The organism is Streptomyces telluris (assembly GCF_024519335.1).
In the GTDB taxonomy this organism is placed as follows: Bacteria; Actinomycetota; Actinomycetes; order Streptomycetales; family Streptomycetaceae; genus Streptomyces; species Streptomyces telluris.
Genome location: NZ_JANIID010000028.1, coordinates 17161 through 37614, shown reverse-complemented (window position 1 = coordinate 37614; position 20454 = coordinate 17161). Strand labels below are relative to the sequence as shown.

Annotated in this window: 18 protein-coding genes, 4 tRNA genes and 1 pseudogene; 5 read left to right on the top strand and 18 right to left on the bottom strand. The window is 69.8% G+C overall.

Annotated elements, in window-relative coordinates:
- Positions 1 to 21: 21 nt before the first annotated feature.
- From rpoB to NQU55_RS26095, 9 genes are all read right to left on the bottom strand, one after another.
- Complete coding sequence (gene rpoB / locus NQU55_RS26135) at positions 22 to 3504, bottom strand: DNA-directed RNA polymerase subunit beta (protein WP_168093379.1); 3483 nt, start codon at positions 3502 to 3504, stop codon at positions 22 to 24.
- A 543-nt stretch (positions 3505 to 4047) separates the two neighbouring features.
- Positions 4048 to 4434 (bottom strand): 50S ribosomal protein L7/L12, encoded by a 387-nt coding sequence (rplL, locus tag NQU55_RS26130; protein ID WP_058046834.1) that lies wholly within the window; start codon positions 4432 to 4434, stop codon positions 4048 to 4050.
- A gap of 107 nt (positions 4435 to 4541) precedes the next feature.
- Positions 4542 to 5072, bottom strand: a complete 531-nt coding sequence (gene rplJ, locus NQU55_RS26125) for a 50S ribosomal protein L10 (RefSeq protein WP_058046835.1) — start codon at positions 5070 to 5072, stop codon at positions 4542 to 4544.
- 293 nt (positions 5073 to 5365) lie between these two features.
- A complete protein-coding gene (locus NQU55_RS26120; protein ID WP_168095257.1) occupies positions 5366 to 6337 on the bottom strand; it encodes an SCO4651 family lipoprotein in 972 nt (323 codons plus the stop codon).
- 175 nt (positions 6338 to 6512) lie between these two features.
- Positions 6513 to 7229 carry a 50S ribosomal protein L1 gene (gene rplA / locus NQU55_RS26115; protein ID WP_168095256.1) on the bottom strand — a complete coding sequence of 239 codons (717 nt, stop codon included), beginning with the start codon at positions 7227 to 7229 and terminating at the stop codon, positions 6513 to 6515.
- A gap of 80 nt (positions 7230 to 7309) precedes the next feature.
- On the bottom strand, positions 7310 to 7744 hold the full coding sequence (gene rplK, locus NQU55_RS26110; RefSeq protein ID WP_058046838.1) for a 50S ribosomal protein L11: 435 nt from the start codon (positions 7742 to 7744) through the stop codon (positions 7310 to 7312).
- 159 nt (positions 7745 to 7903) lie between these two features.
- A complete protein-coding gene (gene nusG / locus NQU55_RS26105) occupies positions 7904 to 8794 on the bottom strand; it encodes a transcription termination/antitermination protein NusG (RefSeq protein ID WP_168095255.1) in 891 nt (296 codons plus the stop codon).
- 81 nt (positions 8795 to 8875) lie between these two features.
- Positions 8876 to 9166, bottom strand: coding sequence for a preprotein translocase subunit SecE (gene secE, locus NQU55_RS26100; RefSeq protein WP_030368429.1), 291 nt, complete (start codon positions 9164 to 9166; stop codon positions 8876 to 8878).
- A gap of 109 nt (positions 9167 to 9275) precedes the next feature.
- Positions 9276 to 9348: transfer RNA gene (locus NQU55_RS26095), tRNA-Trp, on the bottom strand.
- Positions 9349 to 9637: 289 nt separating this feature from the next.
- Between NQU55_RS26095 and NQU55_RS26090 the strand changes: the two genes are divergently transcribed.
- Positions 9638 to 10885, top strand: coding sequence for a pyridoxal phosphate-dependent aminotransferase (locus NQU55_RS26090; RefSeq protein ID WP_168095254.1), 1248 nt, complete (start codon positions 9638 to 9640; stop codon positions 10883 to 10885).
- 132 nt (positions 10886 to 11017) lie between these two features.
- Positions 11018 to 12037: an adenosine deaminase gene (locus tag NQU55_RS26085; protein WP_256791276.1), complete on the top strand. Its 1020-nt coding sequence runs from the start codon at positions 11018 to 11020 to the stop codon at positions 12035 to 12037.
- A 37-nt stretch (positions 12038 to 12074) separates the two neighbouring features.
- Here NQU55_RS26085 and NQU55_RS26080 read toward each other — a convergent pair whose 3' ends face one another.
- The 8 genes and pseudogenes from NQU55_RS26080 to NQU55_RS26045 form a co-directional block, all read right to left on the bottom strand.
- Positions 12075 to 13130 carry a UDP-N-acetylmuramate dehydrogenase gene (locus tag NQU55_RS26080; RefSeq protein WP_168095725.1) on the bottom strand — a complete coding sequence of 352 codons (1056 nt, stop codon included), beginning with the start codon at positions 13128 to 13130 and terminating at the stop codon, positions 12075 to 12077.
- A gap of 617 nt (positions 13131 to 13747) precedes the next feature.
- A pseudogene (locus NQU55_RS26075) lies at positions 13748 to 15107 on the bottom strand (DHA2 family efflux MFS transporter permease subunit); the annotation flags it as partial.
- A gap of 74 nt (positions 15108 to 15181) precedes the next feature.
- The gene (locus NQU55_RS26070; protein ID WP_168095727.1) at positions 15182 to 15715 is read right to left on the bottom strand and encodes a TetR/AcrR family transcriptional regulator; all 534 of its coding nucleotides are present in this window, start codon (positions 15713 to 15715) and stop codon (positions 15182 to 15184) included.
- Positions 15716 to 15789: 74 nt separating this feature from the next.
- Positions 15790 to 16221, bottom strand: coding sequence for a MaoC family dehydratase (locus tag NQU55_RS26065; RefSeq protein ID WP_168095728.1), 432 nt, complete (start codon positions 16219 to 16221; stop codon positions 15790 to 15792).
- Positions 16221 to 16673, bottom strand: a complete 453-nt coding sequence (locus NQU55_RS26060) for a MaoC family dehydratase N-terminal domain-containing protein (RefSeq protein WP_168095729.1) — start codon at positions 16671 to 16673, stop codon at positions 16221 to 16223. The genes NQU55_RS26065 and NQU55_RS26060 overlap by 1 nt, the downstream gene beginning before the upstream one ends.
- 90 nt (positions 16674 to 16763) lie before the next feature.
- The gene (gene rpmG, locus NQU55_RS26055; protein WP_006604855.1) at positions 16764 to 16928 is read right to left on the bottom strand and encodes a 50S ribosomal protein L33; all 165 of its coding nucleotides are present in this window, start codon (positions 16926 to 16928) and stop codon (positions 16764 to 16766) included.
- A gap of 85 nt (positions 16929 to 17013) precedes the next feature.
- Positions 17014 to 17086 (bottom strand) — tRNA-Met (locus tag NQU55_RS26050).
- 49 nt (positions 17087 to 17135) lie between these two features.
- Positions 17136 to 17208 (bottom strand) — tRNA-Thr (locus NQU55_RS26045).
- Positions 17209 to 17402: 194 nt separating this feature from the next.
- Between NQU55_RS26045 and NQU55_RS26040 the strand changes: the two genes are divergently transcribed.
- A complete protein-coding gene (locus tag NQU55_RS26040) occupies positions 17403 to 18677 on the top strand; it encodes an amidohydrolase family protein (RefSeq protein WP_168096634.1) in 1275 nt (424 codons plus the stop codon).
- Between the two features lie 67 nt (positions 18678 to 18744).
- Positions 18745 to 19407: an NAD(P)H-binding protein gene (locus NQU55_RS26035; RefSeq protein ID WP_168096635.1), complete on the top strand. Its 663-nt coding sequence runs from the start codon at positions 18745 to 18747 to the stop codon at positions 19405 to 19407.
- 122 nt (positions 19408 to 19529) lie between these two features.
- On the opposite strand, the gene NQU55_RS26030 is transcribed toward NQU55_RS26035, so the two are convergent.
- A tRNA-Tyr gene (locus NQU55_RS26030) sits at positions 19530 to 19611 on the bottom strand.
- Positions 19612 to 19824: 213 nt separating this feature from the next.
- On the opposite strand from NQU55_RS26030, the gene NQU55_RS26025 reads away from it, so the two are divergent.
- Positions 19825 to 20313 carry a YajQ family cyclic di-GMP-binding protein gene (locus NQU55_RS26025; RefSeq protein ID WP_058046849.1) on the top strand — a complete coding sequence of 163 codons (489 nt, stop codon included), beginning with the start codon at positions 19825 to 19827 and terminating at the stop codon, positions 20311 to 20313.
- Positions 20314 to 20454: the final 141 nt, after the last annotated feature.

Here is a 20454-nt window from a genome sequence, read left to right as displayed (position 1 = left end):
GTGAGCCCCCCGTCAGACCCGTCAGACCTCTTCGACGCTGCTCGGCTCGCGCCGGGACAGGTCGATACCGAGCTCTTCCGCAGCGCGGAAGACGTCCTCGTCCGTGTCGCGCATCTCGATGGACATGCCGTCCGAGGACAGCACCTCCACGTTGAGGCACAGGGACTGCATTTCCTTGATGAGCACCTTGAAGGACTCGGGAATGCCGGGCTCGGGGATGTTCTCGCCCTTGACGATGGCCTCGTAGACCTTCACGCGGCCGGTCACGTCGTCGGACTTGATGGTCAGCAGCTCCTGGAGGGCGTAGGCGGCGCCGTAAGCCTCGAGCGCCCACACCTCCATCTCACCGAAGCGCTGGCCACCGAACTGAGCCTTACCACCCAGCGGCTGCTGGGTGATCATGGAGTACGGGCCGGTCGAACGCGCGTGCAGCTTGTCGTCGACCAGGTGGTGCAGCTTGAGGATGTACATGTACCCGACGGAGATCGGGTCCGGGAACGGCTCGCCGGAGCGGCCGTCGAACATCCGGGCCTTGCCCGAGGGCAGGACCAGGCGGTCACCGTCGCGGTTGGGGATCGTGGACTCGAAGAGACCGGCGATCTCGTCCTCGCGGGCGCCGTCGAAGACCGGGGTCGCGACGTTGGTGCCGGCCGCGACGTCGTCGGCGCCGATGGCCTGCAGGCGCTTCATCCACTCCTCGTCGCCCTCGACCTTCCAGCCGCGGCTGGCGAGCCAGCCGAGGTGGATCTCGAGGACCTGTCCCGGGTTCATTCGGGACGGGACACCGAGCGGGTTGAGGATGATGTCGACCGGGGTGCCGTCCTCGAGGAACGGCATGTCCTCGACCGGAAGGATCTTGGAGATGACACCCTTGTTGCCGTGACGGCCGGCGAGCTTGTCACCGTCGGTGATCTTGCGCTTCTGGGCGACGTAGACGCGGACCAGCTGGTTCACGCCCGGGGGAAGCTCGTCCCCCTCCTCGCGGTCGAAGACGCGGACGCCGATGACCTTGCCGATCTCGCCGTGCGGGACCTTCAGCGAGGTGTCACGGACCTCACGGGCCTTCTCACCGAAGATCGCGCGGAGCAGGCGCTCCTCCGGGGTCAGCTCGGTCTCGCCCTTCGGGGTGACCTTGCCGACCAGGATGTCGCCGGCGACGACCTCGGCACCGATGCGGATGATGCCGCGCTCGTCGAGGTCGGCGAGGACCTCCTCGGAGACGTTCGGGATGTCCCGGGTGATCTCCTCCGGGCCGAGCTTGGTGTCACGGGCGTCGACCTCGTGCTCCTCGATGTGGATCGAGGAGAGGACGTCGTCCTGGACGAGGCGCTGCGACAGGATGATCGCGTCCTCGTAGTTGTGACCCTCCCACGGCATGAACGCCACGAGCAGGTTCTTGCCGAGGGCCATCTCGCCCTCGTCCGTGGACGGACCGTCGGCGAGCACCTGGCCGGCGATGACGCGGGCGCCCTCGTCGACGACGACCTTCTGGTTGAAGGACGTGCCCTGGTTCGAGCGGGAGAACTTGGCGACGCGGTAGGTGTTGTACGTGCCGTCGTCGTTGGCCACCGTGACGTAGTCGGCGGAGACCTCCTGGACGACACCGTCCTTCTCGGCCTTGATGACGTCACCGGCGTCGACCGCGCAGCGGTACTCCATGCCGGTGCCGACCAGCGGCGCCTCGGCCTTGATCAGCGGAACGGCCTGGCGCATCATGTTCGATCCCATGAGCGCGCGGTTGGCGTCGTCGTGCTCGAGGAACGGGATCATGGCGGTCGCGACGGACACCATCTGGCGCGGGGAGACGTCCATGTAGTCGACGTCGTCGCCGGCGATGTAGTCGATCTCGCCGCCACGGCGGCGGACCAGCACGCGGGCCTCGGCGAAGCGCATGTCCTCGGTGAGGGCGGCGTTCGCCTGGGCGATGACGAAGCGGTCTTCCTCGTCGGCAGTCAGGTAGTCGACGTCGTCCGTGACGACGCCCTCGACGACCTTGCGGTACGGGGTCTCGACGAAACCGAACGCGTTGACGCGGCCGTAGGAGGCGAGCGAGCCGATCAGACCGATGTTCGGGCCTTCGGGGGTCTCGATCGGGCACATGCGGCCGTAGTGCGACGGGTGAACGTCTCGGACCTCGAAGCCGGCCCGCTCACGGGAGAGACCACCCGGGCCCAGCGCCGACAGACGGCGCTTGTGGGTCAGACCCGACAGCGGGTTGGTCTGGTCCATGAACTGGGACAGCTGGCTGGTGCCGAAGAACTCCTTGATGGAGGCGACGACCGGCCGGATGTTGATCAGGGTCTGCGGCGTGATCGCCTCGACGTCCTGGGTGGTCATGCGCTCGCGGACGACGCGCTCCATACGAGCCAGACCCGTGCGGACCTGGTTCTGGATGAGCTCGCCGACGTTGCGCAGACGACGGTTGCCGAAGTGGTCGATGTCGTCGGTCTCGACGACGATCGAGGTGCCGTTCTCGCCGACCGTCTCCAGCTCACCGGCGTGCAGCTTGACCAGGTACTTGATCGTCGCGATGACGTCGTCCGTGGTCAGCACACCGGCGTCGAGGGGGGCCTCCGCGCCGAGCTTCTTGTTCACCTTGTAGCGGCCGACCTTGGCGAGGTCGTAGCGCTTGGGGTTGAAGTAGAGGTTCTCGAGCAGCGTCTGCGCGGCCTCACGGGTCGGCGGCTCGCCCGGACGCAGCTTGCGGTAGATGTCGAGCAGCGCGTCGTCCTGGCCCTGGGTGTGGTCCTTCTCCAGGGTGGCGCGCATGGACTCGTACTCGCCGAACTCCTCGAGGATCTGCTCGGTGGTCCAGCCGAGAGCCTTCAGGAGGACGGTGACGGACTGCTTGCGCTTGCGGTCGATGCGGACACCGACCATGTCGCGCTTGTCGACCTCCATCTCCAGCCAGGCACCCCGGGACGGGATGATCTTGGCCGTGAAGATGTCCTTGTCGGACGTCTTGTCGATGGAGGAGTCGAAGTAGACGCCGGGCGAGCGGACCAGCTGCGAGACGACGACACGCTCGGTGCCGTTGATGCAGAAGGTGCCCTTGTTGGTCATGAGCGGGAAGTCGCCCATGAAGACCGTCTGAGACTTGATCTCACCGGTCTCGTTGTTCGTGAACTCGGCGGTGACGAAGAGCGGGGCCGCGTACGTGAAGTCGCGCTCCTTGCACTCGTCGATCGAGTTCTTCGGGGGCTCGAAACGGTGGTCGCGGAAGGTCAGCGACATCGACCCGGAGAAGTCCTCGATCGGGGAGATCTCCTCGAAGATCTCCTCCAGACCGGACTTCGTGGGGACGTCCTGACCAGACTCCAGCGCAGCCTCGACGCGAGCCTTCCAGGCGGCATTGCCGAGCAGCCAGTCGAAGCTCTCGGTCTGCAGCGCAAGGAGGTTCGGAACCTCGAGGGGCTCCTTGATCTTCGCAAAAGAGATGCGCAGCGGGGCGGTGCTGGCGCCGTTGTTCGTATTGGCAGTCGAGGCGTTGCGCGAGGCGGCCAAGAGGGGGTCCTTCCGAGGGCTCGGACTCACTACGCGCGTACCGGCCCCACACCGTGCATCGATAAGAAATCCCAGGTCAGCGGGTTTCCATCAGCAGTGCTCGATAGTGGGCATGCCCCTGGTGACGGGCAGGGAGCAGCTAACAGGCAGCGCAAAGGGTCAGTGTAGCCACTTGGCCCACTGATGTCCAGAGCGGATGTGCGGAGACCGGTGCGATACCAATCTCTCCCTCCGGGATCCTGTTGTCCCTCGCTGTGCGGCGGACGCCTGCAGGCATCGCCTGACGCAAGACTTCCCAGTTCGCCTTCGATCCATGCCTCGGACGGTGGACCGATGTGGCGACGCGTCCTGAGAATTGCGCGCCCCGTCGCGTTCGTCAAGGCCCACGACCCCTCCGGGAGGGCAACGAAGATCACCATACTCGCCCCCGGGACGTGCTCCGCGCAGCCGTCCGGGGAAACGCCGAAGGGCGACCACCCGCATGGGTGATCGCCCTTCGACTACCGGCTACCGCCGGCGGGAAGAGTCAGACGACTCGCGAGGTCACTTGACCTCGACGGAGGCGCCGGCGCCCTTGAGGGCCTCGGCGGCCTTCTCCGCGGCGTCCTTGGCGACCTTCTCGAGGACCGGCTTCGGGGTGCCGTCGACGAGGTCCTTGGCCTCCTTCAGGCCCAGGGAGGTCAGCTCACGGACGACCTTGATGACCTGGATCTTCTTGTCGCCGGCGGCGGTGAGGATGACGTCGAACTCGTCCTTCTCCTCGACCTCGGCGGCAGCGGCGCCACCAGCGGCACCGGCAACCATGACCGGCGCGGCAGCGGCGGCGGTGACGTCGAACTTCTCCTCGAACGCGGACACGAAGGCCGCGAGCTCGATGAGGGTCATCTCCTCGAACTGCGCGAGCAGCTCGTCCTGGGTCAGCTTCGCCATGATGGCGGTCCTTCCACTAAATCGGCAGGTGCCGGGATGTACATGTCGGCGGGCGTACGGCCCGCTGCGACCGGTGCCGGGTGGCACCGATCAATGCGCGAGCCGAATTACTCGGCACCGCCCTGCTCGGCGAGCTTGGCGCGCAGCGCGTCCGCAGTGCGGACGAGCTTCGTCGGCAGCGCCTGGAAGAGCGAGGCAGCCTGGGACTGCTTGCCCTTCATGGCACCGGCCAGCTTGCTGAGCAGAACCTCGCGGGACTCGAGGTCCGCAAGCTTCTTGATCTCATCAGCGGAGAGCGCCTTACCGTCAAGGACACCGCCCTTGATGATGAGGTTCGGGTTCTCCTTGGCGAAGTCACGGAGACCCTTCGCCGACTCCACCGGGTCACCGGTGACGAAGGCAACGGCCGTCGGGCCAGCGAAGAGCTGGTCCTCCAGCGTGATCCCGGCCTCACGGGCCGCGATCTGGGTCAGCGTGTTCTTCACCACGGCGTACTGGGCGTTCTCACCGAGCGAACGACGCAGCGTCTTGAGCTGCGCCACGGTGAGACCGCGGTACTCGGTCAGCACAGCGGCGTTCGAGCTACGGAACTTGTCCGTCAGCTCGGCAACCGCAGCAGCCTTGGCGGACGTCGCCATGAGCCTCGGCCTCCTTCCGGGTGATTCGGGACCGCTACGCGAAGGGACCTGGGCAAAACGAAACGCCCCGGCACAGGTGCTCGGGGCGTAACTCGACCGCTTCGACCCGAAGTCGTCGCGGGAGTGCTTCCTCAAATCACCTGCGCAGGTCGCCCGCAGCTAGCGGATCCTTCGGCCACCACACCTCTTTGCAGAGGCACAGCAACGACCAGCGGTCTTTGGCTTCTGCAAGAAGGTACGCGAACGGGGTGCCCGGAGGCAAATCGGCCCCCGGGCGGTGGTTTCCCCGCAGGTCAGGAGGACAGCGACGGGGTGTCGCCGGTCGACGGCGACGGGATGTCGCCGCTCTCCTTCATCTTCTTGAGCTTCTCCAGCAGGTCGACGGTCTGCTCCGCCGGCGGCGCCTGGACGTCGGCCTTGGCGCCGAAGTCGGAGAGGTTCTGGGTGATCTCCATCCGGCCCTTGGCGGTGTCCATCTTCATGACCAGCTTCACGGGGAGGTCGTCGGAGTTCACCCAGACGTCCATGTCGTACTGCGTGATGCCGGCCTGCTTGATGGAGTCCAGCAGCTGCTGCCGGTCCTTCTCGTCGAGGCCTTCCAGGCTCTTGTTGGACTTCACGGCCTCGTCCGCGGTGAGCGTGCCCTTGTAGTGCCGGGCCTGCGTCCCGCCGACGGTCTCCTCGCCGACCAGCTTCACGTTCGGCGACTCCTTGAGGAGCGCCATCTGCTTGGCCGGGTCCTGGCTCTGGCCCTGCCCGCCGCCCATGAGCTGCTGGAGGGCCTTCGAGTCGCCGCCGGACTCCTTGGCCAGCTCCGCGACGTCGATCTTGAGCCAGCGCTTGCCGTCGTTCTTGGCGGCGGCCTCCGGGCCCACGTCCGTGTACGTGACGCTGCCGATCGTGATGGACCGGGCCTCGGCGGGGGCGCCGTCCTTGGCGGGCAGCCCGGCGCCGGTCGTGCGCTGGTCCACGACGCTGGGGTCCCAGCCCATGACGCCCGAGGACTCCAGGGTCAGCGGCTGGTCGCCGAGGCCCGGCATCTTCATGGTCATCTTGAACTTGGCCGACTTCACCGACTGCGTCTTCTTGAAGGCCGCGTTGACGGCCTCGGTCGCCACCCCGCCCGCCGTCGGCTTCTCCGCCTTGGTGGAGGCCCCTGAGGCGCCCCTGTCGTCCTTCTTGTCGCCCCCGCAGGCCGTGACCCCGGCCAGCAGGGCCACGGCCGTCACGGACAGGCCCAGGCGCTTCCAGGTGGACTCGTGCATGTCTTTGCCCCCCTCTGCTCAAAAGCGATCAATGTGAACGTTAGTTCACCTCACCGGCGGATACCCCGGTCAACCGCATCGAAGACGTTAAAAACGCGAGCAGGCCCCGCATCTCACAGGAGATGCGGGGCCTGCTCGTTCGCTTACGCGCAGAGGCGCCGTGATCCGGTCAGGATCAGACGGTCTCGTCCTCGACGAGGAGGTTGCGGGTGCGGTTCGGGTCCAGCGGGATGCCGGCGCCCATGGTGGTGGTCAGGGTCGCCTTCTTGATGTAGCGGCCCTTCGCGGCGGACGGCTTGAGGCGGGTGATCTCCTCGAGCGCCGCGGCGTAGTTCTCCACCAGCTTGGCCTCGTCGAAGGAGACCTTGCCGATGATGAAGTGCAGGTTCGAGTGCTTGTCGACGCGGAACTCGATCTTGCCGCCCTTGATGTCCGTGACAGCCTTCGCCACGTCCGGGGTGACCGTGCCGGTCTTCGGGTTCGGCATCAGACCACGCGGACCGAGCACGCGGCCGAGGCGGCCGACCTTGCCCATGAGGTCCGGGGTGGCGACGACGGCGTCGAAGTCCAGACGGCCCTTCGCGACCTCGTCGATGAGCTCGTCGGCGCCGACGATGTCGGCGCCCGCGGCACGCGCGGCCTCGGCACGGTCGCCGGTCGCGAAGACCAGGACCCGGGCGGTCTTACCGGTGCCGTGCGGAAGGTTCACGGTGCCGCGGACCATCTGGTCGGCCTTGCGCGGGTCGACGCCCAGACGCATGGCAACCTCGACGGTCGCGTCGAACTTGGTGGCGGAGGTGTCCTTCGCCAGGCGGACGGCCTCGAGCGGGGCGTACAGACGCTCCCGGTCGATCTTCGCGTCCACGTTGCGAAGAGTCTTGCTGCGCTTCACTGAAACTCCTCAGTGGTGATTGGAGTCGTGGTGCGGGCCAGCGCTGGCCCTTCCACGGGGTGCTGCCAGGGGGGTGGAGGTCAGCCCTCGACCGTGATGCCCATGGAACGGGCGGTGCCGGCGATGATCTTCGACGCGGCGTCCAGGTCGTTGGCGTTCAGGTCGGGCATCTTGGTCGTGGCGATCTCACGGACCTGCGCCTCGGTGATCTTGGCGACCTTGGTCTTGTGCGGCTCGCCCGAGCCCTTGTCCACGCCCGCGGCCTTGAGGATCAGCTTCGCGGCCGGCGGAGTCTTGGTCACGAAGGTGAAGGAACGGTCCTCGTAGACCGTGATCTCCACCGGCACGACCATGCCACGCTGCGACTCGGTCGCGGCGTTGTAGGCCTTGCAGAACTCCATGATGTTGACGCCGTGCTGGCCCAGCGCGGGGCCGACCGGCGGAGCCGGGTTCGCGGCACCGGCGCTGATCTGGAGCTTGATAAGCCCCGTGACCTTCTTCTTCTTGGGAGGCATTGCTCTCTCCGGGTCCTAGTGAGAGTTTTTTGCCCGCGCACAGTGCGCGCAGGCATACCGCACCACGATAACGGGTAACATGCTGCGGCCAAAAACCGAGCAGGTCAGACCGGCTTTATCAGCTGGTCTGACCTGTTCGGAAGCGTTTGATCAGAAGTGTCAGTTCTTCTGGATCTGGTCGAAGCTCAGCTCGACCGGGGTCTCGCGACCGAAGATCTCGACGAGGCCCTTGACCTTCTTCGAGTCGGCGTTGATCTCGTTGATCGTGGCCTGCAGGGTCGCGAACGGACCGTCGGTGACGGTGACCGAGTCGCCCACCTCGAAGTCCAGCACCTGGACCTCGACCTTGCGCTGCGGCGCCGGCTTGCCCTCGGCCTCGGCGGCCTCGCGGGCGGCCTTCTCCTCGGCCTCCGGGGCGAGCATCTTGACGATCTCGTCCAGCGTCAGCGGGTAGGGGTCGTAGGCGTTGCCGACGAAGCCGGTGACACCCGGGGTGTTGCGGACGACGCCCCAGGACTCGTTCGTCAGGTCCATGCGCACCAGGACGTAGCCCGGGAGCTTGTTCTGGCGGACGGTGCGGCGGTCGCCGTTCTTGATCTGGACGACCTCTTCCTGCGGCACCTCGGCCTGGAAGATGTAGTCCTCGACGTTCAGCGAGACGGCGCGCTGCTCGAGGTTGGTCTTCACGCGGTTCTCGTAACCGGCGTAGGTGTGGATGACGTACCACTCGCCGGGCAGGCCGCGGAGCTCTTCGCGCAGGGCGGTGATGGGGTCGACGGCGGGCTCTTCCTCGGCGGCCTCTTCGGCCTCTTCCTCGGTGTCGTCCTCGTCGGCCTCGGCGTCATCGTCGGACTCGACGTGGAGGGCGGCCTCTTCGGCCGGCTCGCCCGCAGCGGCTTCCTCGGCGTCGAGCTCGTCGGCGGCGTCGGCGCCCTCGACGATCTCCTGCGCGGTGTCGTCGCCCTCGACCTCGGCCGAGGCGGCGGCATCCACGTCGGCCTCTGCCGCCTCGACGGGCTCGACGGCGTCGTTCAGGTTCGGGTCAGACACGTGGCTGCTTCTTCCTGGCTACAAGGGGTGGAACGTGCGAAAGGGGCGGCCCGCCTCACGGCAGCCGCCCTACCCGCGGATTCAGCCGAAGACGTACTTGACGGCGTTGGTGAACCCATAGTCAATCACGGTGACCAGGCCAATGACGATGACGACAAAGACGATCACCACAGTGGTGTACGTCGACAGCTGACCCCGGGTGGGCCAGACGACCTTGCGGAGCTCGGCGACGATCTGGCGGTAGAACAGCGCGAGGCGGCCGAAGGGGCCCTTCTTCCCGCGCTTCCCGCCACGGCGGCCCTTCTTGGCGGCCACCTCGTCCTCGGGACGACCGCTCTCAGGCGTCGCGGTGGAGCCAAGGGCTTCCGTCACTACGTCCTCACCTGAATCCGGGTCGTGAGCCGTGCCGCGCCCGGTTGAGCCGCACGGCGGTGCATTTCAGTACGTACGCACGCACGCACCCTGGTGACGATGCGTGTAGCAGGGCCGAAGGGACTTGAACCCCCAACCGCTGGTTTTGGAGACCAGTGCTCTACCAATTGAGCTACGACCCTTTGTGGTTCCCCCAACGTACCGCATCCGAGCGTTCGCACGGTGTGTGCGGACCCTGGTTGCGGCCGGTGAGGGCCAACGACGGTTGAGTGTACGTGTTCCTGGGGCGTGCGTCGAACAGCTTCTGCCGCGACGTGTGCCGCGAGGGGTCGGCAGGGGGTCGCGGAGCCCTTCCGGAATGGATTCCTCCGGGGGGTGCGGGGCGTACGCGGAGCCTTGCGCCGGGCCTTTCGCCAGGCCTTCTACGAGACGTGGGCGCCCGCTTCGTCCCCCGTCTGCAACGATGCCCCCATGACCGCTGCGACTCCTTCCGAGCCCTCCCTCCAGTCCCCCACCGAGCGCCGGGTGTCGACCCGCATCGGGTCGATCTCCGAGTCCGCGACGCTCGCCGTCGACGCCAAGGCCAAGGCCCTCAAGGCCGCCGGCCGCCCGGTGATCGGCTTCGGCGCCGGCGAGCCCGACTTCCCGACCCCCGGCTACATCGTCGAGGCCGCGGTGGAGGCCTGCCGCGACCCGAAGAACCACCGCTACACGCCCGCCGGCGGCCTGCCCGAGCTGAAGGCCGCCATCGCCGCCAAGACGCTGCGGGACTCCGGCTACCAGGTCGAGGCCTCGCAGGTACTGGTCACCAACGGCGGCAAGCAGGCCATCTACGAGGCCTTCGCCGCGATTCTCGACCCGGGCGACGAGGTCATCGTCCCGGCGCCGTACTGGACCACCTACCCCGAGTCCATCCGGCTGGCCGGAGGCGTCCCGGTCGACGTCGTGGCCGACGAGACCACCGGCTACCGCGTCTCGGTGGAGCAGCTGGAGGCCGCCCGCACCGAGCGCACGAAGGTGCTGCTCTTCGTCTCCCCGTCGAACCCGACCGGCGCCGTCTACTCGCGCGAGCAGGTCGAGGCCGTCGGCCGCTGGGCCGCGGAGCACGGGCTGTGGGTGCTGACGGACGAGATCTACGAGCACCTGGTCTACGGCGACGCCGAGTTCTCGTCGCTGCCGGTCGTGGTGCCGGAGCTCCGCGACAAGTGCATCGTCGTCAACGGCGTCGCCAAGACGTACGCCATGACCGGCTGGCGGGTCGGGTGGGTCATCGCCCCGCAGGACGTGATCAAGGCCGCGACGAACCTGCAGTCGCACGCCACGTCGAATGTGTCCAACGTCGCACAGCGCGCCGCCATCGCCGCGGTCGCGGGCGACCTGTCCGCCGTCGACGAGATGAAGGTCGCCTTCGACCGGCGCCGCCGCACGATCGTGCGCATGCTCAACGAGATCGAGGGCGTCTACTGCCCGGAGCCGGAGGGCGCGTTCTACGCCTACCCGTCGGTGAAGGCCCTGCTCGGCAAGGAGATCCGCGGCAAGCGCCCCGCCACGTCCGTGGAGCTCGCCGCGCTGATCCTGGAAGAGGTCGAGGTCGCGGTGGTGCCGGGCGAGGCCTTCGGCACGCCGGGGTACCTGCGGCTGTCCTACGCGCTGGGCGACGAGGACCTCGTCGAGGGCGTCTCGCGGATTCAGAAGCTGCTGGCGGAGGCCAAGGCGTAGTCCTCGCCTCCGTGCGTACGGGCTCCCGGCTTGTGCCGGGGGCCCGTATTCGTTTTCGGGGCAGCGCCCGTTATGGGGCCCGTCAGGGCAAACTCCCTTCCGGTTGGCCGGTGCATGGGGCAGGATCTGCGAATGGAGAGTGTTCGCGACGTCCGATTGCTGCCGAAAGCCCATCTGCACCTGCACTTCACCGGGTCGATGCGGTCCGACACCCTGCTGGAACTGGCCGACAAGTACGGGGTGCACCTCCCGGAAGCGCTGAGCAGCGGCGAGCCCCCGAAACTGCGGGCGACGGACGAGCGCGGCTGGTTCCGGTTCCAGCGGCTGTACGACATCGCGCGCTCGTGCCTCCGGGCGCCGGAGGACATCCAGCGGCTCGTGCGGGAGGCCGCGGAGGAGGACGTCCGCGACGGGTCCGGGTGGCTGGAGATCCAGGTCGATCCCACGTCCTACGCGCCGCGGCTGGGCGGGCTCATTCCCGCCCTGGAGATCATCCTCGACGCGGTCGAGACGGCCTCCAAGGAGACCGGCCTGGGGATGCGGGTCCTCGTCGCCGCCAACCGCATGAAGCACCCGCTGGACGCGCGGACGCTCGCCCGGCTCGCCGTGCGGTACGCCGACCGGGGCGTGGTCGGATTCGGGCTCTCCAACGACGAGCGGCGCGGCCTCGCGCGCGACTTCGACCGCGCCTTCGACATCGCCCGTGAGGGCGGCCTGCTGGCCGCGCCGCACGGCGGCGAGCTCTCGGGCCCGAGCAGCGTGCGGGACTGCCTGGACGACCTGCACGCCTCCCGCGTGGGGCACGGCGTCCGGGCCGCCGAGGACCCCCGCCTGATGCGGAAGCTCGCGGAGCGGGGGGTGACGTGCGAGGTGTGCCCCTCGTCCAACGTCGCCCTCGGCGTCTACGAGAAGCCGGGCGACGTGCCGCTGCGCACCCTGTGGGACGCCGGCGTCCCGATAGCTCTCGGCGCGGACGACCCCCTGCTCTTCGGCTCGCGGCTCGCCGCCCAGTACGAGCTGGTGCGGGAGCACCACGGCTTCACCGACACGGAGCTGGCGGAGCTGGCGCGGCAGTCGGTACGGGGGTCGGCTGCGCCGGAGGGTGTACGGGGGGAGCTGCTGCGGGGGATCGACGACTGGCTCGCCGGCTGACCGGCTGACCGGCTGACCGGCTGACCGGCTGACCGCTCTACAGTGCGACGCCGACCGTGACCGGCTCGTTCACCAGGGTCACCCCGAACGCCTCGTGGACCCCCGCACGGACCTCGCGGGCGAGGGCGAGGAGATCCTCCGTCGTGGCCTCGCCACGGTTCGTGAGCGCCAGCGTGTGCTTCGTGCTGATGCGCGCCGCGCCCGACCCGTACCCCTTCGTGAAGCCCGCCTTGTCGATCAGCCAGGCCGCCGAGGTCTTCATGAAGCCCTCCCCCGCCGGGTACGCCGGAGGCGCCACGTCCGGGCCGAGCCGGTCCGCGACGCGGGTCAGGAACGCCGCGTGCTCCGCCTCGGTGAGGATCGGGTTGCAGAAGAACGACCCGGCCGACCACGTGTCGTGGTCCTCGGGGTCGAGCACCATGCCCTTGCCCGCGCGCAGCTTGAGGACCGTCTCGCGGGCCTGGTCCGCGGGGACGCGGTCGCCGGCCTCGACGCCGAGGGCGCGGGCGGTCTCCGGGTAGCGGATGGGGGCGGACATGCCGTCCGCGTCCTCCAGCTCGAAGCGGACGCGGAGGACGACGTAGCGGGCGGGGTCCTGCTTGAAGCGGCTGTGGCGGTAGGAGAAGGCGCACTCGGCGTTGGTGAGGGTCACCGTCTCGCCGGTGCGGCGGTCGTAGGCGACGACCTCGGTGATCGTCTGGGCGACGTCCTGGCCGTAGGCGCCGACGTTCTGGATGGGGGTGGCGCCGGCGGAGCCGGGGATTCCGGCGAGGCATTCGATGCCGGCGAGGCCGGCTTCGACGGTGCGGGCGACGGCGTCGGACCAGTTCTCGCCGGCGGCCAGTTCGAGGCCGGTGCCGGTGAGGGCGAAGCCGGTGGTCGCGATGCGCAGGGCGGTGCCCTCGAAGCCCTTGTCGGAGATGACGAGGTTGCTGCCGCCGCCGATGATCAGCAGCGGGGTGGCGGTCTCGTCGGCCTCGCGGACGGCGGCGATCACCTCGGCGTCGGTGGTGGCCGTGATCAGGCGGGTGGCCGGGCCGCCGAGCCTGAAGGTGGTCAGGGGGGCGAGGGGGGCGTCGTGTCGTTCCTGCACCAGACCAGGGTACGGGTGGGTCGGGCGCGGTGGTCCGGGGCCGGGGGCCGGGGGCTCCGGGGGTGTTTCGGAATCGGATATTTACGGGCGGAACCGTCCGCCCCACCGGTCACCCCGCGCGCCGCCCACAAATATCCGGCAGCATTCCGAAACACCCCCTGCGCCCCCGTCCCCCTCCCGTCGGCAGTCGCCCGGCCCCTTCTGCAGGGGTGGCTGCTGCCTTTCCCGTTCCTCTTCCGGCAGACGGTGGCCGCTGCCTTCCAGCTCCCTGCCTGGGGGTGGCGCCGGTCCGCCCCTCTTCCGGCAGACGGTGGCCGCTGCCTTCCCGCTCCCTTGCCTGGGGGTGGCGCCGGTCCGCCCCTCTTCCGGCAGACGGTGGCCGCTGCCTTCCCGCTCCCTTGCCTGGGGGTGGCGCTGGTCCGCCCGTCTCCCGCCGGTGGCGGCCGCGCTCTTCCCTGCCCCCCGGCAGGCGGTGGCCGCCGTCCTCCCCTCTTCCCGGTGCAGCACCCTGCAATTTCCTAACGGGTGGGTGGGTGGGAGTGCCCGCGCAGCGGCGGGGGCGTGCGTCAGGGCGCGCCGGCCGGGGCGGTGGGCAGGGGCCCCGGACCGGTGCGGCGTGCCGCGGTGCGCGGGGATCAGGGCCGCCGCCAGCGCCCCGAGCGCCACCGCCGCCGCGCCGGCCCAGAGCGCGGGGATCAGGCCGTCCAGGAAGCGCCGGGGCGACCCGTAACCGCCCTGGGCGGAGAAGAGCGAGGCGAGGACGGCGACGCCCAGCGCCCCGCCCACCTCCCGCAGAGCGTTGTTCGCCCCGGAGGCCATCCCCTGCTCCGCCGGCCGGACGCTGGACATGACGAGCTTCGCGGCGGGGGCGAAGAACAGGCCCATGCCGATGCCGCTGACGATCAGTCCGGGGAGCTGGGCCGCGTAGGAGACGTCCGGGCTCATGACCAGGGCGAAGTGGGCGAGGCCGAGGGCCTGGAGGGCGAGGGCGGTGACGACGACGGGGCGGCTGCCGATGCGGTCGGCGAGGTGGCCGGAGAGCGGCGCCGCGATCATGGGCATGCCGGTCCAGGGGAGCATGCGCAGCCCGGCCTCGGTGGGCGAGTAGCCGAGCGCGTTCTGGAGGAACTGGCTGAGCAGGAAGATGGAGCCGAACATGCCCAGGAACATGAAGACGCTCGCGGCGTTCACGCCCGCGAAGGCGCGGTTCTTGAAGAGGCGCATGGGGAGCATGGGCCGCTCGGCGCGGAAGCCGTGGCGGACGAAGGCCGCGAGGAGGGTGCCGCCCGCGATGAGCGCGGTCAGGACCCCGGGGCTCGTCCAGCCGTGCGCGTGGGCGTTGATCAGGCCGTAGACGACGCCGAAGAGGCCGCCGCTGACGAGGAGCGTGCCGGGGAGGTCCAGGCGGGCGTTCTCGGCGCGCGACTCGTCCAGGCGGAGGCGGGCCAGCGGGATGAGGGCCAGGCCCAGCGGGACGTTGAGCCAGAAGATCCACTGCCAGGAGACGTGCTCGGTGAGCGTGCCGCCGATGAGCGGGCCGCCGACGACGGCCAGGCCGTCCACCGCCCCCTTGATGCCGTACGCCAGGCCCCGGCGGTCGGCGGGGACGGCCGCGGTGAGGAGGGTGAGCGTCAGCGGCATGGTGATGGCGGCGCCCACGCCCTGGACGGCCCGGGCGGCGATCAGGGCCTCGATGCCGGGCGCGAGGGCCGCCGCGGCGGAGGCGGCCGTGAAGATCACCAGGCCGGTGACGAAGAGCTTGCGGCGGCCGAAGCGGTCGCCCAGGGCCGCGCCGGACATCAGCAGGACCGCGAAGGTCAGCGTGTAGGCGTTGACGGTCCATTCGAGGTCTTCCATCGCCCCGCCGAGGTCCTTGCGGATCGACGGGAGGGCCGTGGTGACGACCAGGTTGTCCAGGGCCGCCATGAAGCCGGCCGCCCCGGTGATGATCAAGGCCCAGATCGCTTTGGGTTGCATGCTCTCCCCCGTGCTGCTTAGTAATCAGTCACTAACTTTGGTGGACGTGCGGAGGCGGCGGTCTCCCGCGTTTCCTAGAAACCGCTCCACACCCGGTGGTCCGGCGGGAATCCCAGGGACACCAGCGTGTTGATCAGCATCCCCTTGGCCAGGAACCGCGTCGTCTCCTTCGGGTCCCCGCCGAGCGCCAGGTGCGCCCCGTCCCACAGCTCCAGCCACGCCGCCCGGATCGCGCTCCCGAACTCGTGGTCCCCCGCCGCCTCGGCCGAGGCCACCGCGACGTAGATCTGCATCTGCATCTGCAGCTTCTCGGGGTCCTCGGCGATGAGGTGGTCGTAGGCGGCGGCCATGGCCTGCGGCACCCCGCGGGGCGGCGCGCCCTCGACCGCCTTCCGGAAGACCTCCCCGGTCTCCTCCAGGCACCGGTGGGCCGCCGCCAGGAAGATCGCCTCCTTGGTCGGGAAGAGCCGGAAGAGGTACGGCTGCGAGACGCCCACGCGGCGCGCGATCGCCTCCGTGGACGTGCCCTTGTAACCGGCGCGCGCGAACTCCGTGATTGCGGCGCGGATCACACTCTCGCGGCGCTCCTCCGCGCTCATCCTGACCATGGGCCGTAAGTTAGTGGTCACTTACTTTGCATGTCAAAAGGGGAGGGCGCCGCTCGTGCGCGGCGCCCCCGGCGTCAGGCGAGGCGTACGACCGCTCGCGACATCCCCAGGACCTTCTTGCCCTCGCTCATGACCACCAGGTCCACCCGGACCGTCCGGTGCTCGTCGTCCTTGGCCGCGACCTTGGCCGTGACCTCGATCACCGCGCCCTTGTCGTCGTTCGGCACGACGACCGGGCGGGTGAAGCGCACGCCGTACTCAGCGACGGCGCCCGGGTCGCCCGCCCAGTCGGTGACGACGCGGCCCGCCTCGGCCATGGTGAACATGCCGTGCGCGATCACGTCCGGCAGGCCCACCTCCTTGGCGAACCTCTCGTTCCAGTGGATCGGGTTGAAGTCGCCCGAGGCGCCCGCGTAGCGGACCAGGTCCGCGCGCGTCACCGGGAAGGAGCGGGCCGGCAGCTCGGTGCCGATCTCGACCTCGTCGTAGGAGATAAGGGCAGCCATCACGCCTCCTCGGCCGCGCGGGCCACCAGCGTCGTGTGCGCGGTCACGACGTGCTCGCCGTGCTCGTCCGTGACGTCGCCGCGGACCGACAGGACGTCGTTGCCCGCCAGGGACTTGATCGACTCGATCGTGGAGACGACCGAGAGGCGGTCACCGGCCCGCACGGGGCGGGCGTAGGCGAACTTCTGGTCGCCGTGCACGACGCGCGAGTAGTCCAGGCCCAGCTGCGGGTCGTTCACGACCGCGCCGGCGGCCCGGTACGTGATGGAGAAGACGAAGGTCGGCGGGGCGATCACATCCGGGTGCCCCAGCGCCTTGGCGGCCTCGGGGTCGGTGTACACCGGATTGGCGTCGCCGATGGCCTCGGCGAATTCGCGGATCTTCTCCCGGCCGACCTCGTACGGTTCGGTGGCCGGATAGGTCCGCCCTACGAAGGACTGGTCGAGCGCCATGGGCTCGGCACCTCCTGGGTGGTTACGGTGGCGGATACGCCACGAGGCCGCCCCCAAGGAATGGGGACGGCCTCATGAACGAGCCTGTTGTTATCGCGTCTCGCGGTGCGCGGTGTGCGAGTTGCAACGGGGGCAGTGCTTCTTCATCTCAAGACGGTCCGGGTCGTTACGCCGGTTCTTCTTGGTGATGTAGTTCCGCTCCTTGCACTCCACGCAGGCCAGCGTGATCTTCGGGCGGACGTCGGTGGCAGCCACGTGAGTGCTCCTTGACGGAATGGACGGATTAACGCAGACAAGAGTAGCCGACCGGAGGACCGACCCCACAATCGGCTACTACGTGTAGCGGTGACCGGACTTGAACCGGTGACACAGCGATTATGAGCCGCTTGCTCTACCGACTGAGCTACACCGCTTTGATGTGGGAGGGATCCCCGCCCGAAGGCGGGGAACCTCTCACACCAGAGCCCCAAAACGGAATCGAACCGTTGACCTTCTCCTTACCATGGAGACGCTCTGCCGACTGAGCTATTGGGGCGAGCGAGGAAGACATTACACGGTTGGCCGCCGAAGGTGAAATCCGTATCCGGCCGGGGCCCGCGACGGCGCCACGGAAGCCTTCCCGCACCACACCAGTACGACTATTCGTCGCTTGCTCGAAGCCGTTCCTGACGCGCCCTACGCTCGGACGTGCTGCGTGATCATGCACGCCCCGGCCCCCGGAGGAGCGCGATGCCCGACAGCCAGCCGCAGCCCCCGGCGAACCCCGGCGGCGATGCCACCCCTCCCGCCGTCGTGCCCGGCGACGGGGCCCTCGTCCTCTGCGGCGCCCGGCTCGCCGACGGCCGCACCGTGGACGTGCGGCTGAGCGGCGGGCACATCGAGGCGGTGGGCACCGCCGGCAGCCTGGCGCCCGGCCCGCGCGTGGACCTCGGCGGCTACCTGCTGCTGCCCGCGCCCGCCGAGCCGCACGGGCACGGCGCCACCGCCCTCACCGCCGAGGCCGACGGCCCCGTCTCGTACGCCGCCGAGGACGTCCAGCGCCGCGCCACCGAGGCCGCGCTGCTCCAGCTGGGGCACGGGGCGACCGCCCTGCGCTGCCACGTGCGGATCGGCGACGTGCAGGGGCTGCGCTCGCTGGAGGCCGTCCTGCAGGCGCGGCGGGCCCTGCGCGGGCTGACCGACCTCACCGCCGTCGCCGTGCCCCGGCTGCTGACCGGGGCCGCGGGGGCCGACGGGCTGGCCCTGCTGCGGGACGCCGTGAAGATGGGCGCCGCCGTGGGCGGCTGCCCCGACCTCGACCCCGACCCCACCGGCTTCGCCGAGACCGCCCTCGACCTCGCCGCCGAGTACGGCTGCCCGGTCGACCTGCACACCGACGGCTCCGACCCGGCCCGGCTCGCCCGGCTGGCCGCCATGGCCGGCGGCCTGCGCCCCGGCGTCACCCTCGGCCCCTGCGGCGGCCTCGCCCGGCTCCCCCGCGACCTGGCCGTCCGGGCGGCCGGGCAGCTCGCCGCCGCCGGGGTCACCGTCGTCTGCCTGCCGCAGGGCGACTGCGGGACGCTGGAGCAGCGCGGCGCCCGCGTCTCGCGCTGCGCCCCGGTGCGGCTCCTGCGGGCGGCGGGCGTGCGGGTCGCGGCCGGCAGCGGCGCCCTGCGCGACGCGGCCAATCCGGTCGGGCGCGGCGATCCCCTGGAGGCCGCGTTCCTGCTGGCCTCGCACGGCGAGCTACGGCCCGAGGAGGCGTACGAGGCGGTCAGCGGGTGGGCGCGGGCGGCCATGGGGCTGCCGCGGGTGCGGGTGGAGGCGGGCTTCCCGGCCGAGCTGCTGGCCGTGCGCGGCGAGCGCGTCGAGGGCGTGCTCTCGATGGCGTACAGCCGCCTCGTGGTGCACAAGGGCCGCGTGGTGGCCCGTACGAGCGCGGTGCGGGAGTACTGCGACGGGTCGGCCGCCGCGGCCCTGGAGCTGCCCCGGCAGTCCTCTCGCGGCGGCGGGGAGCCGTCCTGACCCGGGGGCCCGGGCGGGTCCGGCGAGGCCCTCTGTCGGATTCCGGTGATCGGCGTACGGTCGGATCATGCGCATTGTCATCGCTGGTGGACATGGTCAGATCGCGCTGCGGCTGGAAAGGCTGCTCCACGCGCGCGGGGACGAGATCGCGGGCATCATCCGCAGGCCCGAGCAGGCCGGCGCCCTCCTGGCGGCCGGTGCCGAACCGGTCGTGTGCGACCTGGAGTCGGCCTCCGTGGGAGACCTGGTGCGGCACCTGGAGTCCGCCGACGCCGCCGTCTTCGCGGCGGGCGCGGGGCCGGGCAGCGGCATCGAACGCAAGGACTCCGTGGACCGCGGGGCAGCCGCCCTCTTCGCGGACGCGGCCGAGGCGGCGGGTGTCCGCCGCCTCCTCGTGGTCTCCTCCATGGGCGCCGACCGCGAGCCCCCGGAGGGCACCGATCCGGTCTTCGCCGCGTACCTGCGCGCCAAGGGCGCGGCGGACGCGGACGTACGGGCCAGAGCCGCCCTGGACTGGACGATCCTGCGGCCCGGACGGCTCACGAACGACGCCGGCACGGGGCTGGTGACGCTCGGGGAGTCCACGGGCCGGGCCGAGGTGACCCGGGACGACGTCGCGGCGGTCCTCGCCGCGCTGCTGGACGAGCCGGGCACGGCGGGGCGGACGCTGGAGCTGATCGGCGGCGACACGCCGGTGGCGGATGCGGTGAAGGCGGCGGCGGGCGGCTGACGGCGGGGCCGGGCGGACCGCTGGAGGCCGGGGCGGGCCGCTGAAGGCCGGGGCGGGCCGCCGGAAACCGGCCCGGAAACGAAAGAAGCCCCTGACCTTTTCAGGTCAGGGGCCCCGTTCCGTGGCGGCGCCAGGATTCGAACCTGGGTAGGCTAAGCCGACGGATTTACAGTCCGCTCCCATTGGCCACTCGGGCACACCGCCATGGGCTGTCACCTCGGGCGCTCTTTCGATTCGCTCCGGGGCAACGACGTAAACCATACCCGATGACCTGGGGTGGTCCGCCACTCGGTTCATCGCCCGTGCGAACGGGCCCGGGGTGGCTAGGCTGACGGGGCGCTCCTCCACCGGCCCCCGGGCCGGCGGAGCACCGAGCCGCACCCCCCGATGAATCTACGTACGAGGAGCCAACTCAATATGGCCGACTCCAGTTTCGACATCGTCTCGAAGGTCGAGCGGCAGGAGGTCGACAACGCCCTCAACCAGGCCGCCAAGGAGATCTCCCAGCGTTACGACTTCAAGGGCGTCGGCGCCTCGATCGCATGGTCCGGCGACAAGATCGAGATGCGCGCCAATGCCGAGGAGCGGGTCAAGGCCGTCCTCGACATCTTCGAGACCAAGCTGGTCAAGCGCGGGATCTCGCTGAAGTCGCTCGACGCGGGCGAGCCGCAGGCCTCCGGCAAGGAGTACAAGATCTTCGCCTCGATCGAGGAGGGGATCTCGCAGGAGAACGCGAAGAAGGTCGCCAAGATCATTCGCGACGAGGGCCCGAAGGGCGTCAAGGCGCAGGTCCAGGGCGACGAGCTGCGCGTCAGCTCCAAGAGCCGTGACGACCTCCAGGCCGTCCAGGCCCTCCTCAAGGGCAAGGACCTGGACTTCGCGATCCAGTTCGTCAACTACCGGTGATCCGGCGGTAGTCGGCGGCAGCCGCATCCGAAGGCGCGCCGGAGGGATTCCCCTCCGGCGCGCCTTCGGCGTTCCCGGCCTTGACCTCAAGTTATGTCGAGCTTCTAGGTTTTCGGTGCAGGGTCGCTCCACCGGGGAGCG

Bases quoted from the DNA above. Each gene is read 5' to 3' on its own strand.
- rplL (WP_058046834.1), bottom strand. From the start codon at position 4,434: ATGGCGAAGCTGACCCAGGACGAGCTGCTCGCGCAGTTCGAGGAGATG.
- rplJ (WP_058046835.1), bottom strand. From the start codon at position 5,072: ATGGCGACGTCCGCCAAGGCTGCTGCGGTTGCCGAGCTGACGGACAAG.
- NQU55_RS26120 (WP_168095257.1), bottom strand. From the start codon at position 6,337: ATGCACGAGTCCACCTGGAAGCGCCTGGGCCTGTCCGTGACGGCCGTG.
- rplK (WP_058046838.1), bottom strand. From the start codon at position 7,744: ATGCCTCCCAAGAAGAAGAAGGTCACGGGGCTTATCAAGCTCCAGATC.
- NQU55_RS26090 (WP_168095254.1), top strand. From the start codon at position 9,638: ATGACCGCTGCGACTCCTTCCGAGCCCTCCCTCCAGTCCCCCACCGAG.
- NQU55_RS26085 (WP_256791276.1), top strand. From the start codon at position 11,018: ATGGAGAGTGTTCGCGACGTCCGATTGCTGCCGAAAGCCCATCTGCAC.
- NQU55_RS26070 (WP_168095727.1), bottom strand. From the start codon at position 15,715: ATGGTCAGGATGAGCGCGGAGGAGCGCCGCGAGAGTGTGATCCGCGCC.
- NQU55_RS26065 (WP_168095728.1), bottom strand. From the start codon at position 16,221: ATGGCTGCCCTTATCTCCTACGACGAGGTCGAGATCGGCACCGAGCTG.
- NQU55_RS26060 (WP_168095729.1), bottom strand. From the start codon at position 16,673: ATGGCGCTCGACCAGTCCTTCGTAGGGCGGACCTATCCGGCCACCGAA.
- NQU55_RS26040 (WP_168096634.1), top strand. From the start codon at position 17,403: ATGCCCGACAGCCAGCCGCAGCCCCCGGCGAACCCCGGCGGCGATGCC.
- NQU55_RS26035 (WP_168096635.1), top strand. From the start codon at position 18,745: ATGCGCATTGTCATCGCTGGTGGACATGGTCAGATCGCGCTGCGGCTG.
- NQU55_RS26025 (WP_058046849.1), top strand. From the start codon at position 19,825: ATGGCCGACTCCAGTTTCGACATCGTCTCGAAGGTCGAGCGGCAGGAG.